Genomic DNA, 15,454 nt, shown 5'->3' with positions numbered 1-15,454 from the left:
TTGTCAACTTTTCATTTGATACGATGAACAAGCCGACTTTTCTTCAGCAGAGGAGGTTTTTATTGTTTGCAAAAAGAAATTGCGAAAGAATTATTGCTCCTCGCAGGAGGAAAAAGCAACATTATCAGCATCAGCCACTGTACAACTCGTCTTCGTTTTGAAGTAAAGGATGAAACGAGAATCGACATACGTGCTATTGAGAATCTGCAAGGTGTGCAGGGCACCTTTTTCAGATATGGCCTGTTCCAGATTATTTTTGGGGCAGGTATCGTCAACAAAATTTATAAAGAAGTCGTTTGTGTGTGGGAGGCAGCGCCTTCTGAAGAGGCTGTTCAAGAGAAACACACCAGACGCAAGCTGAACCCCGTCACAACATTTGCTAAAACGCTGTCCGATATTTTCATGCCGATTATTCCGGCGATAACAGCAAACGGTTTGCTCATGGGGCTGATCGGCATGATTCAGGTCTTTCACTGGTTCTCTGCCGACAGCCCGTGGATCAAAATGCTGGATCTCGTGTCCAGCACCGCCTTTATTCTCCTGCCGATTTTGGTTGGCTTCAGTGCCGCCAGACAATTTGGCAGCAACCCATTTTTAGGGGCATTGATAGGAGGGCTTCTGACTCATCCTGATTTGCTTGATCCATCCATGCTCGGCAGCAAAACCCCCGCTTCCTTGGACATATGGGGGCTGCACATTCCATTGATGGGCTATCAGGGCGCCATTATACCGATTCTTCTCTCCATTTATATCATGAGCAAAATTGAGAAGCTTTTAAAAAAGATTGTGCCCAAGTCACTTGATGTCGTGATCATTCCCTTTATCACTGTGATGGTGACAGGGTGTCTCGCGCTGATTGTGATGAACCCCGCCGCAGCTATCATCGGCCAGGTCATATCACAATCGATTGAATACACTTATCACCACGCGGGCATTGCTGCCGGAGCTCTTTTCGGGGGTATCTATTCCACTATCGTTCTATCAGGCTTGCACCATAGCTTTTATGCGATTGAAGCGACTTTGCTTGCTGACCCTTATGTGGGTGTGAACTTTTTGGTGCCGATATGGTCAATGGCGAATGTGGCGCAAGGCGGAGCGGGACTGGCGGTTTTCTTCAAAACGAAGCAGTCAAGCCTGAAGAAAATCGCGCTCCCCGCTTCCCTTACCGCGTTTTTAGGCATTGTGGAGCCAATTGTTTTCGGAGTAAATGTGAAGCTGATCCGCCCCTTTATTGGAGCCGCTATTGGAGGCGCTCTCGGCGGGGCATATGTAGTTGGGGCACACGTCGTTTCGAATTCCTACGGACTGACCGGCATCCCGATGATTTCAATCGTGCTGCCGTTTGGCATTGCGAATTTTGTTCATTATATGATCGGTTTTTTGATCGCGGCCGTCTCTGCTTTTATAGCTACATTGTTTCTTGGGTTTAAAGAAGAGACAGAATAACTGGATTTATTCGATTTCATTCATAAAACGGGGGATGAAAGGACAAAAAGCTATGAAAATTAAAAGAATCTTAAATCATAATGCAATCGTCGTAAAGGATCAAAATGAAGAGAAGATTCTCTTGGGTGCAGGAATTGCGTTCGACAAAAGAAAAAATGATATTGTCGATCCGTCTAAAATCGAAAAAACATTCGTCAGAAAAGATACACCTGACTATAAACAATTCGAAGAGATTTTAGAAACATTGCCGGAAGACCATATTCAAATCTCCGAGCAAATTATTTCCCATGCTGAACAAGAACTGAACATCAAAATCAACGAACGGATTCACGTTGCGTTTTCAGACCACCTCTCATTTGCGATCGAACGCCTGAGCAACGGAATGGTCATCAAAAATCCGCTGCTGAATGAGATCAAAGTTCTTTATCCGAAGGAATTCCAAATCGGCATGTGGGCTAGAGCGCTGATTAAAGAGAAACTGGGCATTGAGATTCCTGAGGATGAAATCGGCAATATCGCCATGCACATTCACACAGCGAGAAACAACGCCGGCGACATGACACAGACACTTGATATTACAACGATGATCCGTGATATTATCGGCATTATTGAAACCCAGCTGTCGATCAACATTGTGGAGGATACCATTTCTTACGAAAGGCTCGTGACCCATTTGCGCTTTGCCATTCAGCATATCAAAGCAGGTGAAACCATTTACGAGCTGGATTCAGAAATGATCGCCATCATTAAAGAAAGATTCAAGGATGCTTTCCTATGCGCCAAAAGCATCGGCACATTTGTGCAGAAGGAATACGGCTTTGAGTTTCCTGAAAAAGAATTGTGCTATATCGCCATGCATATTCAGCGCTTCTATCATCGGTCAGTGGCCCGCTGACAAACCAAAAAACGCTTTTGATCATCTCAAAAGCGTTTTTTCATATATAGATTATTGATTGATAGCCGGGTTTCCGATCGTATTCCACTTTGTATAGGACATGTAATGGAAATACTCATCGCGATACGGATGTTTTGTATTGGAGTTCCAAGGCTTTTCTCCGCCGCAGAAGTGGACGATTGCCGGGTTTTCTCTCGTTTCATTATATTGCTTCCGTCCTAACAGTGTCGGAGGTGTTTTCAGTTTTAACATGATGTATGTTTGAGCGTTCCAGCGCGGATGAAGCTCATACCACTTATCATATAAGATCGCGTTCAGCGCATCTTGGTCATGTAACACAAGAAAATCTTCAGAACCGTTTTCATTGATAAAGTTGAGAACTTTTTCTGTGATGTTTTGCTTTCTCCAAGGTTCCATATCAATAACCATAATACCTGAGTTAAAATATTTTCCCGTGTCAGTGATATTCATTTCTTTCAAACGTTCATGCTGCCCCGCATCTTCCACAGCAGCAACGGTGTATGGAGCGATGTCCAAGTCCCATAGTTTCGAAATATCCTCAAGGACAAGTGCATCACAATCGACATAAATCATCCGCTTAATGCTCTCATCCTTAATTAAGTCAGGAATCGAAATGCGGTAATACGCCGCTTTTGTAATATGGCTGCTCTCCACCGCATGTTCATACATATTGGTATCCACTTCTAAAAACTCAATCGGCACACCGAACTTCAATGTGGTTTCTTCCAGCCTTTTTTTGTTATCAGGCTCAATTCCCCCATCAATCACATATAGCTTTACTTTTCTGTTCTGGTCCATGTTTGTCAATAAAGAAACGAACATCCCACCTAAATGACGAGCATAATTATCATCTGCGCATGATACGATATGCATAATTTCATCTTTCTTCAATGGTATTCATCTCCCTTTGTGTTGTACAAGTTACATTCCCTTTTTCAGAAAATTAAACACCAATCTCCAATATTTTTTAAAACAGAATGTGCTATACAACAAAAAAGGTGTTATTTTTTGAACATCCGATAAAGCCAATAAAGGATGAAAAAGCTCGCGATCGTAATGGCTTCAGCTGAGGCGATATACCATGGCCAAGGCCCGAGAACATCCAATAGCGAAGAGCCGCCCGGCTTTTTCGTTAAATACATATAATTCGCATTCAGCCAGCGGTCAACCAGATAAATGATCCCTCCGTACAGATTGACAATCAAAACAGTCACCCATAAAGAGCGCTGTCTGAGTCTGTACGTGCCAATCACCGCCATAAGCAGACAGGACAGAAACACGGACCCGTGCGAAATAAAAAAGAGTATATACCGCACATGCGGAAATGAGAACATACCAAGGTCTGGGGTCAGAAGCGCCTGAAGCGAGCTTCCGATGCCGACAAAATACAAAAACACAAACAGCTTTCTGCTCTTTGTCACCAGCATGATCGCTGATAAATACACAGACAAGTCACTCAGCTGAAGAGGCAGAGAAGTCCGCACCGACCACCTGCCCGCGGCGATCATCCATATTTGGTAACCAATTTGTGAAGCAAGCAAAAGAAACACAAACAAATAGCGCAGAAATGTACTGAATGCCGGCCGGCTGATTGGCCGGCGGAACAAAAACAAAAGAATGGCAAGCATGCCGATCAAGCTTAATGTCAGTGCATGCTCTGTCGAAAACAGATGAAACGGATCGTGTTTATACACGCCTTGAACATATTTTTGCACAACTGCACCCCCGTCTGCGGGTTTTTCTTTATTGTGGTGTTCTTTTGGCTTTTTTTATGCAACCGAAAAATATAGGCTTGAAGTTCACCATCGTCTTTGCTACAATTCATTTCATAGCTAATGATTCTGATAATTTAAGGCGGCGACAAATGGAACGTTTAGATAAACAGCAGCAGCTTCGCAAAGAAGAGCATGACACACTCAGCAAGCTTAAACAAATGCCCGTTGAGTCACTCAACCTGGAAGCCATTTCGATCGCGACGAACCTGTATCGGTCTGCGCAAAGGCTCCGTGTCAAAATGGAGACTGAGGTTCTTTCTTCTTACAAATTATCTTGGACCGCTTTCTCCATTCTTTACGATCTATGGGTATGGGGCAAACTCGAAACGAAAAAAATCGCTGAGCTGTCAGGCATTTCAACAGCAACAGCAAGCAACGTGATCAAAACGCTCGAAAAAAAGGGTTTTTGCTCCAAAAGCATCGATACCAGAGATCGGCGACTTGTTTTTGTCACAATCACTGCATCCGGCAAACAAGCGATCGAAGACCTCTACCCCGAGTTTCACAAAGGGGAAACGGAATTGATTACGGGCATGACAAAAGAGGAGCAAAAAACCCTGACAGGACTGCTTAGAAAAGTAGCGGACAATCTTCATACATCATAAGCTTTGACGGGAATCCAGTAGCGGTTTGTTTCCCTGTTTCAGAGAGCCGGCGGAAGGTGCGAGCCGGCACACAGGCAAACGCGAATTACCTCCCCGAGCTTTCTTTGTGAACGTTAGTAGCAAAGGACGGGAAACCGTTATTCGAATGAGCGGAAGACAATGTCTTCAACCAGGGTGGTACCGCGTGCATTGAGCCACGTCCCTTATCGGGATGGGCTCTTTTTTGTGTTTGTAAAAAAGGAGGAAAAATGATGAGAACATTTGAGCAGCTCACAGCAGCACAGCAAAAAGAGGTAGAAAGACAGCTACAGCTATACATGACAGGCGCCCACGAAGTCATACCGCCGGAGGAATTAAAGGCAAAGCTCGTGAAATCAATTTCCACGGGCACGCCGCTTAAAATTAAGCTCGGATTAGATCCGTCTGCACCGGATGTACATTTGGGCCATACGGTTGTGTTAAATAAGCTTCGCCAATTTCAAGAAAACGGCCACATTGTCCAGCTGTTAATTGGGGATTTCACAGGAAAAATTGGTGATCCGACCGGAAAATCGGCAGCCAGAAAGCAACTGACTGATGAAGAAGTTCAGCACAATGCCAAAACCTACTTTGAGCAATTCGGAAAAGTGCTCGATCCAGAAAAAGTCGAGCTTCACTATAACTCAAAATGGCTGAAAACATTGAATCTGGAAGATGTCATTGAATTAGCAGGGAAAATAACGGTAGCCCGCCTGATGGAGCGCGACGACTTTGAAGAACGCATCGCCATGCAAAAACCAATCTCACTGCATGAATTCTTTTACCCATTGATGCAGGGATATGATTCTGTCGTTCTCGAAAGTGATATTGAATTAGGCGGAACGGATCAGCATTTCAATGTCCTCATGGGACGGCATTTCCAAGAACGATACAACAAAGAAAAACAAGTCGTCATCCTTATGCCGCTTTTGGAAGGCTTGGATGGCGTCGAGAAAATGTCGAAGTCGAAACACAACTACATTGGCATTAACGAACATCCAAACGACATGTACGGAAAAACGATGTCACTGCCCGACAGCCTGATGAAAAAATACATTCATTTGGCAACGGACTTGGAGCTTGAAGAGAAAAAACAGATCGTGAAGGACTTAGAAACCGGCGCCGTTCATCCGCGTGATGCCAAAATGCTTTTAGCCAAAACAATCGTCCGAATGTATCACGGAGAGAAAGCAGCAGAAGCTGCCGAACACTCGTTTAAAACAGTCTTTCAGGAAAACAGCCTGCCGGAAGATATACCAGCCGTAAACTGGAAAGGCGAAAAAACGATAGCGATGATTGATCTGCTCGTCAAGCTAAAACTCCTCTCTTCGAAGAGCGAGGCGCGCCGCATGATTCAAAACGGCGGTGTACGCATCGACGGAGAGAAAATAACAGATGTTCACGCCAAAGCAGAGATAAGAGAGAATATGATCATCCAAGTCGGCAAACGCAAGTTTTTAAAGCTCCAATAGTTTGATATTCCGAAACGCTTATGACCCTTCATTCATAAGCGTTTTTTTGCAGGTATAAAGCACTGTCTTTTCAAAAACGCTCTTCATCTTGCAGGAAACTCCTTTAGCATCCCGAAATATTCCCCAACCATACATTTAGGGGAGGTTTATTTTTGATGAAAAAGCTTTTGACTGTCATGACGATGGCTGTTTTAACTGCCGGCACACTGCTCTTGCCGGCACAGAGTGTCACCCCTGCCGCGCACGCTGTACAACTATCAGATAGCGAGCGCGAGCTTCCATTCAAAGCAAAGCGTGCGTACTCTACCATTTCTCAGCTAAGTGAAGCAATCGGCCCCAGAATAGCCGGAACTGCCGCTGAAAAAAAGAGTGCCTTATTGATCGCCTCAACCTTGAGAAAATTAAAGCTTGATGTGAAGGTTCAACGATTCAGTATCCCTGACCGCCTTGAGGGAACGCTGTCTTCAGAAGGACGCGATATTCTTCTCCAAGCGGCGTCCGGCTCGGCTCCGACTGAGGAACAAGGACTAACGGCTCCGCTTTACAATGCAGGCTTGGGCTATCAAAAGGACTTTACCGCTGACGCCAAGGGCAAAATCGCCTTAATTTCCAGAGGAGACCTGACTTATTACGAGAAAGCCAAAAATGCCGAAGCCGCCGGAGCGAAAGCTGTCATCATTTATAACAACAAAGAAAGCCTCGTGCCTATGACGCCAAACCTGTCGGGAAATAAAGCCGGCATTCCTGTCGTCGGAATTAAGAAAGAAGACGGTGAAACTCTTATCCAGCAAAAAGAAGCAACCTTACAACTAAACGCATTCGCAAACCAAACCTCCCAGAACATCATCGGTATCAAAAAGCCAAAGAACATCAAAAACCCTGATATTGTGTACGTTACAGCCCATTATGACAGTGTTCCTTTCTCGCCCGGCGCAAATGACAACGGATCAGGCACATCTGTCATGCTGGAAATGGCACGCGTCTTGAAAAGCATTCCTTCTGACAAGGAAATCCGCTTTATCGCCTTTGGCGCTGAAGAGCTCGGCCTGCTCGGCTCCTCTCATTATGTAGATCATCTATCAGAAAAAGAGTTGAAACGAAGCGAAGTAAACTTCAACTTAGACATGGTGGGTACAAGCTGGGAGAATGCGTCTGAGCTGTATGTCAACACATTGGACGGACAATCTAACGATGTTTGGGAATCCAGCCATACGGCTGCTGAAAAAATTGGGTTTGACAGCCTGTCTCTGACACAGGGAGGATCATCTGATCATGTGCCATTCCACGAAGCCGGCATTGATTCCGCCAACTTTATTTGGGGAGACCCGGAAACAGAAGAAGTTGAGCCGTGGTATCATACCCCCGAAGACTCGATCGAACATATCAGCAAAGAACGCCTTCAGCAGGCTGGCGACCTTGTGACAGCCTCTGTCTATGAAGCTGTGAAAAAAGAGAAAAAACCAACCGGCAAGAGGGCACATATCAAGGCAAAAGCCTCTGATATTTATGAAGATATCAAATAAAAAAAGACGGCACATTGCAGCCGTCTTTTTATAATAATCAGCTATTTAGCCGTCTATAAGTAAAGCTCTCAGTTTATCTGCCGTATTTTCTTTCTCTAACGGCCGATAAATGGTCAGTTTCAAATCAGGAGAGTCATATATTTGTAATGTCATATGCTCCATTACCATTGTGCCCGCTGCCGGGTGATGAAGCACTTTTTCTCCTGCGTGTGTGCCTAACACTTCGTGGTGGTTCCACCATTTTTTAAATTCTGGGCTTACTTCAGTTAACTCACCGATCAGCTCTTTTATCCACGCTTCCCCGAGAAACCGGCTGGCAGTCGATCGAAATTGCGCGATGAGTTTTTTGGCGTGGCTTTCCCAGTCATCCAGCAGATTCCGGTACTCTTTCGACGTGAAACATCGCCATATGGCGTTCCTTTCCTTTCTGCCCATTTGGCCAAAATCGCCGAACACAGCACACGCCGCCGTGTTCCAAGCAATAACGTCCCACTTTTCGTCAGTCACATAAACAGGGCAATTGGTTAAATGATCAATAAAGTGCCGCACAGCCGGAGGAAGGCTTTTATTTTCTTCATCCTGATCATCTAAAGGAACATGGTGGCCCGCCAACAGAAAGACATGGCGTTTTTCCTCGTAATTCAATTTGAGCACTCTTGATATGCTTTCCAGTACCTGTGTCGATACCCGAATATCCCTTCCCTGCTCCAGCCATGTGTACCATGTGACACCGATACCGGACAGCTGGGCCATTTCCTCTCTTCTCAAGCCTGTCGTTTTCCTTCTGGTGCCTAAAGGCAATCCAAATTCTTGCGGAGAAAGCTGCGCTCTTTTTAATTTTAAAAACTCACCAAGTTCTTTCCGTTTTTCTGCCATACCGTCCACATACACACTCTCCTCCTGCATAGAATTTCCTATTTGTATTCTACATAAAAAAGGAGAAGATTTTTATATTATTTGTTTCGTTCTGCAAATACTTCCGCAGCCACAGGCAAAATGGTATTCAGCGCATTCGGGAATCCTGAGTAAATGATCATCTGCATCATCACTTCTATGAGTTCTTCTTGTGTCCATCCGACATTCAGGGCTCCGTTAATATAGAATTTTAACTGCTGTGTATTGCCCAATGCAGTTAATCCGGCAACCGTTGCTAATAATCTGGATTTCAGATCAAGGCCCGGTCTTGAAAAAATCTGTCCGTAATTAAACGCCACGGCGAGCACACCAAGGTCCGGAGCGATGGATTGTTTAAAACTGTCAACGATCGCTTCGACGTTCTCCTCATCTATTTGCTTCAGAATATCTAGCCCTTTTTTATAATGTTCACTTGTTTGCACCAGCTTCGATCTCCCTTCCGATATCGCTTTGTTTCGCAGCTCGATTTTTGGTAATCCTTGAACTGAAGGCAATACCAATCATGATCATCCCCAGAATACAAACGCCGTTCCAATGAAACAGCATCCAAACTGCACCGCCTGCATACGACCCCAAGGCGCCGCCTAAAAACGTGCTGACCATAAAGATGCCATTCAATCTGCTTCTCATATCAGCGGACAATTGGAAAATCTCCGCCTGACATGCCACCTGGTTCGCCTGGATGCCCATAGTGATGAATAAAGCGCCCAGCACAATTACAATCATTGAGAATTGGCCCGCCATTAACAATACAAATGACAATAAGGTAAAAGACATACAAAGCTTGTTGGCAAAAACCGCTCCTTTTTGATCAATAATCCGGCCGATCAGCGGTGTCGCAAAAGCCCCGCCAATCCCCACCAAACCGATTGTTCCGGCAGTCTGACTGCCTAACGAGAATGGCGGTTCACTCACCATAAACACTAACGTCGTCCAAAATAAACTAAAGGCGCCGAACATGAAGCCTTGGTTTACACATGCTTTTCTTAACGCCTTCTCCTTGATCAAAAGCGGAAATAATGAAGAAATGAGTTTTCCATAACCAACGGCATGTGTCCCTTTGCTTTTCGGAAAGCAGAAGCGAATGATCAGCATAATGATGACGGCTGCTGCACAGGCAATCCAATACATCACACGCCAGCCATATTGGGCATCTATCGCCCCGCTGACCACTCTCGCGCCTAATATTCCGCAAACCAACCCGATGGCTACGTTTCCGAGTACTTTTCCTCTGTTCTTGTCATTTGCTAAACCTGCCGCAAATGGCACAAGGATTTGAGGAATAATCGTGAAGAACCCCAGCAATAAATTTGTGATGACCAGCCATGAAAAGCTTACAGCTAACGCTGAAGCGGCTGAGCAAACCCCCACTAAGAACAGCAGGCTCACAATGAAGCGGCGGCGTTCAAATAGATCTCCCAATGGAACAAGCAGCAGATTCCCCGCCGCATAGCCGATCTGCGCTAATGTAGCAATCATCCCAGCTTGTGCCGCTGTCACACGAAACGTACCTGCCATGCTGACAAGCAATGTTTGATTGATATAGACATTAGCGACAGTAAACCCGCTAGTCACCGCCATCAGAAAGATCAAACCTCTCGATAATGAAATGGAATGTTTCATGTTTGCCTCCTTTCTTCATGCATGATAAAGCAGGTGCAATCATAGAAACAGAAGTGAGTTTATACTGGTATAGAAAGTACTAGCAAAGCAAAAAAGCGAAACCTTGTCAGGCTTCGCTTTTGTAAAATATAACGTTCATCAATCCACTTCTTTCTTAATCCCCTGCATTTTTTCATCTAAATAGTGGGCAATCTCCGCCGCTTCCTTCAGCTCATCGGTTAAATGTTTAGGAACGTCGTTGTTCAGTTTATAGTAGATTTTATGCTCCAAGCTCGCCCAGAAATCCATGGCGATGGTGCGGATTTGAATTTCAGCTTTGACGTATTCCACCCTGTTCGTTAAGTTCACAGGCATTTCAATAATCAAATGCAGGCTTCGGTAGCCGTTCGGTTTCGGATTCTGAATATAATCCTTTACCTTTACGATCCGCAAATCCTCATGCTGCTTCAGGACGTTCACGACATTATAAATATCAGAAATAAAGGAACAAATGATACGCACACCGGCAATATCGTGGATATTTTCCTTCATTTCCTGTGTCGTAATCTCACAGCCCTTTCTCATGAGTTTATTTACGATGCTTTCAAAGCTTTTCACACGTGATTTTGTATGCTCAATCGGATTGTGGCCGTGAATTAAATTATATTCCTGACTGATAATCGAAAACTTTGTATCAAGTGCATCTAGCGCAAATTTATAAACTAACAGTTCGTTTTTCCAGTCTTCCATGACAGTTTTTAAATCGTCCATATGTGTTACAGATAAATCCATTTTCGTCATCTCCTTTAACGGATCTTTATCCGCTGTCCATGTACTAGACGTGCCTGCCTGCTGCTAGGTTCTATGAATTTTTTTACAAAATTCTGTCGAATGTAACAAAAAAAAGACCGCACGAAAAAGCGGTCTTCTTTCTTACCGGAAATAGCTGATCAATAATCCAATTGACAGCAGGAATCCGAAAAATGTATTCGTTTGGGCTGTTGATTTCATTGCGACAATCATATTCATCGGCAATTCTTTTTGGACAAAGCCCTTCACCGCCTGAACCGGCTTAGGCACGCTCAAAAAGACGACAAACAGCCATGGGCTTGCGGCACCGGTAATAACCAAGCCGACAACCCAAATATAAGCGACAGCAAACGATGCAGCTAAGAGAGTGACGGCTCCTTTATGCCCCATCAGGATCGCCAATGTTTTGCGTCCGCCTTTTTTATCCTCTTCGATATCGCGAATATTGTTCGACAGGTTGATCGCGCCGACAAGAATCGCAATCGGAATCGAAATCAAAATGCTTTGCATGTTGATCTTATCTGTCTGAATAAAAAATGAAATCAGCACAAACACCGAACCCATGCAAATGCCTGAGAATAACTCACCGAACGGTGTATATGCAATCGGCAGAGGCCCGCCTGTATACAGGTAGCCGATCGCCATTCCGACGAGGCCGATGGCAGCCAGCCACCAGCTGCTGCTCATACAAATATAAACACCGAGTAAAATGGCAATGCCGTATGAAGCGAGCGCTAATTGCAGAATCGTTTTGGGCTTCATACCATGTCTGACAATTGCGCCGCCGATTCCGACAGATTCAGCTGTATCTAACCCGCGTTTAAAATCGTAGTATTCATTGAATAAGTTCGTCGCGATCTGGATCCATAAGCAAGAAAACAGCATAGCCAGAAACAGCAGCAGATCAACCTTCACATAAAACATCGCCAAAACGGTTCCGAGAAGCACAGGAACAAACGACGCCGTTAATGTATGCGGACGCGTTAATTGCCACAGGATCTGCCCCATACTTTCTTTTTCCGGCGCTGTCTGACCCTCACCCTTATTTGTTTGGTTCATCTTCCTCTTCCTTTCTATTAAAAGGCTTACTTTTTTTCAGCCGTCCACTTGATGAAACTTGCGTTTTGCTTCCTTATCTATCATAATGACTTCTCCACCATTTCACAAGATACCTTAAGCGGGCGTTTTCCTTCTTATTATACGCTTTCTGCCCTGATTTCATTAGAGTTCTGCCTGCGCCTTTACAAACAGGAGCGGAAAATTTTTTAAAAATCATTTACGCTTTTTAAAAGTTAAAAAGTTCTCTTCATTACATTTATTCTTTCCTTTATAATGAATCAGTCAGAGAAACTTCATTCATCCTCTTTCAGAGATAAAAATTCACTTCTGAAGACAGAAGCCGATATATAAATTTGAGGGATATTAGGGAAAATATGAAACTTTTTGCGCATCCGCTCGTCATATACTCATGTAATTGTCGAAAAAACGGGAAGGGAATTTGAATATGCTGCAATTGATGAAACAGCTGTATGAAAAACCCGCTGTCAAGTGGACATGTCATACAGGCTTTTATTTGTTGATACTGCTTGTTTTGTTTTTTATGTATGGTTTTCACACCGCGAATACCGGTTCTTATATTTATAACGATTTCTAATTGGAGAGAGAATAACAATGAAACTTTTAGATGCTATTCAAACACATGCGGAAACTTATCCGCAAACCGAAGCCTTCCGCTCTCAAGGCCAGTCGCTCACATATCAGGAACTTTGGGCGCTGTCTGACCGTGCGGCTGCCGCGATTAAAAAACGCGTTTCTGGAGAAAAGGGTTCTCCTGTTCTGGTGTACGGACATATGGAACCGCACATGATTGTCTCCTTTTTAGGAAGCGTCAAGGCGGGACATCCTTATATCCCGGTTGACTTGTCCATTCCGTCCGAGCGGATTGCGAAAATCATTGAAAGCTCGGGCGCCGAATTGCTGATTCACGTATCTGGGCTTCCTGTTGATATTGACAGCGGGCTGATTCAGACAGTATCAGCGGAAGAACTGCTGGAAAACGAAGGCACTGTCAGCCGTGATCAATGGGTGGCGGGACACGAAACGTTTTATATCATTTACACTTCCGGAAGCACGGGCAATCCGAAAGGCGTGCAGATTTCTGCCACAAACCTTCAAAGCTTCACAGACTGGATTTGCGCGGACTTCCCGATCAACGGAGGCAAAACGTTTTTAAACCAAGCGCCGTTTTCATTTGATTTATCCGTCATGGATCTTTATCCGTGCCTTCAGTCAGGCGGTACTTTACACTGCGTAACGAAGGACGCCGTGAATAAGCCGAAGATCTTATTCGAAGAGCTCAAAAAGTCCGGGCTGAATATATGGACATCGACGCCATCCTTTGTGCAAATGTGCCTGATGGATCCTGGATTTTCACAAGATCTGCTTCCTGAGGCGGACACATTTATGTTTTGCGGTGAGGTTCTCCCGGTTTCTGTAGCCGAAGCGCTGTTTGAGCGTTTCCCGAAAGCGAAAATCTTTAATACATACGGTCCGACTGAGGCGACAGTCGCTGTTACGTCCGTTGAAATTACAAGTGACATCATCAGCCGGCACGAATCTCTGCCAGTCGGCTTCGCTAAACCGGATATGAACATTTTGATTATGGATGAACAGGGGAACCAGCTCCCGGATGGAGAAAAAGGCGAAATCGTTATTGCAGGCCCTAGTGTAAGCCGCGGCTATCTCGGTGAGCCTGAGCTGACAGATAAAGCGTTCTTCTCTTATGAAGGCCAATGGGCATACCGAACTGGCGATGCTGGTTATATACAAGATGGTCAGATTTTCTGCCAAGGCCGCTTGGATTTCCAGATTAAACTTCACGGTTACCGGATGGAGCTGGAGGAAATTGAGTTTCATGTGAGACAGTCTCAGTACGTGCGCTCAGCTGTTGTGATTCCGTATCAGCCAAACGGAACAGTTGAATATCTGATAGCTGCAATTGTGCCTGAAGAGCACGAATTCCAGAAGGAGTTCCACCTGACGAGTGCGATTAAAAAAGAGCTTGCCGCTTTCCTGCCGGCTTATATGATTCCGAGAAAGTTCATTTTTCAGGATCACATTCAAATGACGGCTAACGGCAAAATTGACCGGAAACGCATCCGCGAAGAGGTTCTTGTATGACGCCTTACAGCTCGTTTTTATTCTTTATATTGCTTGGCATTCTTCTTCTGCCGACCATCATTCTCGGCTTGAACGGAAAAAGATTCCAGGCATACAACATGTTTATATCCATTCTTATATTGGCTCTGATTTTCTCGCATGACTTACACGGCGTCATCGCCCTGTGTCTGTTTACCATATGGCAGGTGCTCCTGATCAGCGGCTACCTGGCGTACCGGCAGAAAGCGAACAGCGGATTTGTCTTTTGCTCAGCTGTTATCGCGTCTATTCTGCCTTTATTCTTGTCGAAAATATGGCCGTTTCTTTCTCATCCGCAGCCGCATCATCTGCCGCATAACCTGATCAGCTTTTTAGGGATTTCGTATTTAACCTTTAAAGGCGTTCAGCTGATTATGGAAGCGAGAGACGGCCTGCTGAAAGAACAGCTGCCGCTGCACCGCCTGCTGTATTTCATCCTGTTTTTCCCGACGATTTCCTCCGGTCCGATCGACAGATACCGCCGATTCGTCAAGGATGAACAGAAAGCTTGGACGAAAGAAGAATACGCCGACCTATTGTATACAGGGATTCATAAGATCTTTATCGGTTTCCTGTACAAGTTTATTATCGGCTATGCAATCAATACGTACTTCATCATGAATCTTCCCGCGATCACGCACAATAAGATTCTTGGGAACCTGCTGTACATGTACGGCTACAGCATGTATTTATTCTTTGATTTCGCCGGCTACACGATGTTTGCCGTCGGGGTCAGCTATATTATGGGCATTAAATCACCGGAAAACTTTAATAAACCGTTTATCAGCAAAAATATTAAAGATTTCTGGAACCGCTGGCATATGTCTCTGTCATTTTGGTTCAGAGACTATGTATTTATGAGATTTGTATTTTGGATGACAAAGAAAAAGTGGATCAAAAACCGTATGGCCGTCTCAAACATCGGGTATTTCCTGCTGTTTATGCTGATGGGGGTTTGGCACGGCCTTGCGCCGCAATATATCATCTACGGCCTCTATCACGCCGTGCTGATGACGTGTTACAACTTTTTCGAGAAGTGGAATAAGAAATATAAATGGCTCCCGTCCAACCGCTGGACAACGATTCTCGCTATTGTGATCACGTTCCATTTTGTTTGCTTTGGGTTTTATATTTTCTCAGGAAAGCTATTTCATCACCATCATTAAAGGAGATT

15 protein-coding genes and 1 other annotated feature are annotated in these 15,454 nt (G+C 44.6%); of the genes, 8 read left to right on the top strand and 7 right to left on the bottom strand.

Going from position 1 to position 15,454, the window contains the following annotated elements; translation table 11 throughout:
• Positions 1-66: 66 nt before the first annotated feature.
• Both M1D69_RS01620 and M1D69_RS01615 read left to right on the top strand, forming a co-directional pair.
• Entirely contained in the window at positions 67-1,446 is a 1,380-nt protein-coding gene (locus M1D69_RS01620) for a sucrose-specific PTS transporter subunit IIBC (RefSeq protein ID WP_458104779.1), read from the top strand.
• A gap of 52 nt (positions 1,447-1,498) precedes the next feature.
• Positions 1,499-2,341 carry a PRD domain-containing protein gene (locus tag M1D69_RS01615; RefSeq protein ID WP_458104780.1) on the top strand — a complete coding sequence of 281 codons (843 nt, stop codon included), beginning with the start codon at positions 1,499-1,501 and terminating at the stop codon, positions 2,339-2,341.
• 51 nt (positions 2,342-2,392) lie between these two features.
• Here the strand turns inward: M1D69_RS01615 and M1D69_RS01610 are convergent, their stop codons facing one another.
• Positions 2,393-3,253 carry a glycosyltransferase family 8 protein gene (locus M1D69_RS01610; protein WP_458104781.1) on the bottom strand — a complete coding sequence of 287 codons (861 nt, stop codon included), beginning with the start codon at positions 3,251-3,253 and terminating at the stop codon, positions 2,393-2,395.
• Between the two features lie 110 nt (positions 3,254-3,363).
• The gene (locus M1D69_RS01605) at positions 3,364-4,077 is read right to left on the bottom strand and encodes a YwaF family protein (protein ID WP_458104782.1); all 714 of its coding nucleotides are present in this window, start codon (positions 4,075-4,077) and stop codon (positions 3,364-3,366) included.
• 149 nt (positions 4,078-4,226) lie between these two features.
• Here M1D69_RS01605 and M1D69_RS01600 point away from each other — a divergent pair, with 149 nt between their 5' ends.
• From M1D69_RS01600 to ywaD, 3 genes are all read left to right on the top strand, one after another.
• Positions 4,227-4,742, top strand: coding sequence for a MarR family transcriptional regulator (locus M1D69_RS01600; RefSeq protein WP_458104783.1), 516 nt, complete (start codon positions 4,227-4,229; stop codon positions 4,740-4,742).
• Positions 4,737-4,949: a binding site (T-box leader), on the top strand. It overlaps the preceding gene by 6 nt.
• Before the next feature lie 41 nt (positions 4,950-4,990).
• Complete coding sequence (gene tyrS, locus M1D69_RS01595) at positions 4,991-6,232, top strand: tyrosine--tRNA ligase (protein ID WP_458104784.1); 1,242 nt, start codon at positions 4,991-4,993, stop codon at positions 6,230-6,232.
• Positions 6,233-6,387: 155 nt separating this feature from the next.
• Complete coding sequence (gene ywaD, locus M1D69_RS01590; RefSeq protein WP_458104785.1) at positions 6,388-7,755, top strand: aminopeptidase YwaD; 1,368 nt, start codon at positions 6,388-6,390, stop codon at positions 7,753-7,755.
• A gap of 45 nt (positions 7,756-7,800) precedes the next feature.
• On the opposite strand, the gene M1D69_RS01585 is transcribed toward ywaD, so the two are convergent.
• The 5 genes from M1D69_RS01585 to M1D69_RS01565 all read right to left on the bottom strand — a co-directional run bounded on the left by M1D69_RS01585 (position 7,801) and on the right by M1D69_RS01565 (position 12,141).
• Positions 7,801-8,640 (bottom strand): helix-turn-helix transcriptional regulator, encoded by an 840-nt coding sequence (locus tag M1D69_RS01585; RefSeq protein WP_458104786.1) that lies wholly within the window; start codon positions 8,638-8,640, stop codon positions 7,801-7,803.
• Positions 8,641-8,708: 68 nt separating this feature from the next.
• The gene (locus tag M1D69_RS01580) at positions 8,709-9,092 is read right to left on the bottom strand and encodes a carboxymuconolactone decarboxylase family protein (RefSeq protein WP_458104787.1); all 384 of its coding nucleotides are present in this window, start codon (positions 9,090-9,092) and stop codon (positions 8,709-8,711) included.
• A complete protein-coding gene (locus M1D69_RS01575) occupies positions 9,079-10,293 on the bottom strand; it encodes an MFS transporter (RefSeq protein ID WP_458104788.1) in 1,215 nt (404 codons plus the stop codon). The genes M1D69_RS01580 and M1D69_RS01575 overlap by 14 nt, the downstream gene beginning before the upstream one ends.
• 138 nt (positions 10,294-10,431) lie before the next feature.
• Positions 10,432-11,064 (bottom strand): GTP pyrophosphokinase YwaC, encoded by a 633-nt coding sequence (gene ywaC, locus M1D69_RS01570; protein WP_458104789.1) that lies wholly within the window; start codon positions 11,062-11,064, stop codon positions 10,432-10,434.
• Positions 11,065-11,205: 141 nt separating this feature from the next.
• A complete protein-coding gene (locus M1D69_RS01565; RefSeq protein WP_458104790.1) occupies positions 11,206-12,141 on the bottom strand; it encodes a 1,4-dihydroxy-2-naphthoate polyprenyltransferase in 936 nt (311 codons plus the stop codon).
• Positions 12,142-12,586: 445 nt separating this feature from the next.
• Between M1D69_RS01565 and M1D69_RS01560 the strand changes: the two genes are divergently transcribed.
• The 3 genes from M1D69_RS01560 to dltB are packed head-to-tail and all read left to right on the top strand — an operon-like array spanning position 12,587 to position 15,446.
• Positions 12,587-12,736, top strand: a complete 150-nt coding sequence (locus tag M1D69_RS01560) for a teichoic acid D-Ala incorporation-associated protein DltX (RefSeq protein WP_010332387.1) — start codon at positions 12,587-12,589, stop codon at positions 12,734-12,736.
• 17 nt (positions 12,737-12,753) lie between these two features.
• Complete coding sequence (gene dltA / locus M1D69_RS01555; RefSeq protein ID WP_458104791.1) at positions 12,754-14,262, top strand: D-alanine--poly(phosphoribitol) ligase subunit DltA; 1,509 nt, start codon at positions 12,754-12,756, stop codon at positions 14,260-14,262.
• Positions 14,259-15,446 carry a D-alanyl-lipoteichoic acid biosynthesis protein DltB gene (gene dltB, locus M1D69_RS01550; protein WP_458104792.1) on the top strand — a complete coding sequence of 396 codons (1,188 nt, stop codon included), beginning with the start codon at positions 14,259-14,261 and terminating at the stop codon, positions 15,444-15,446. The genes dltA and dltB overlap by 4 nt, the downstream gene beginning before the upstream one ends.
• Positions 15,447-15,454 lie beyond the last annotated feature (8 nt).

Source organism: Bacillus sp. PK3-037 (genome assembly GCF_054161355.1).
The sequence above is the reverse complement of the archived record's forward strand: the minus strand, read 5'-3'. Positions and strand labels throughout refer to the sequence as shown.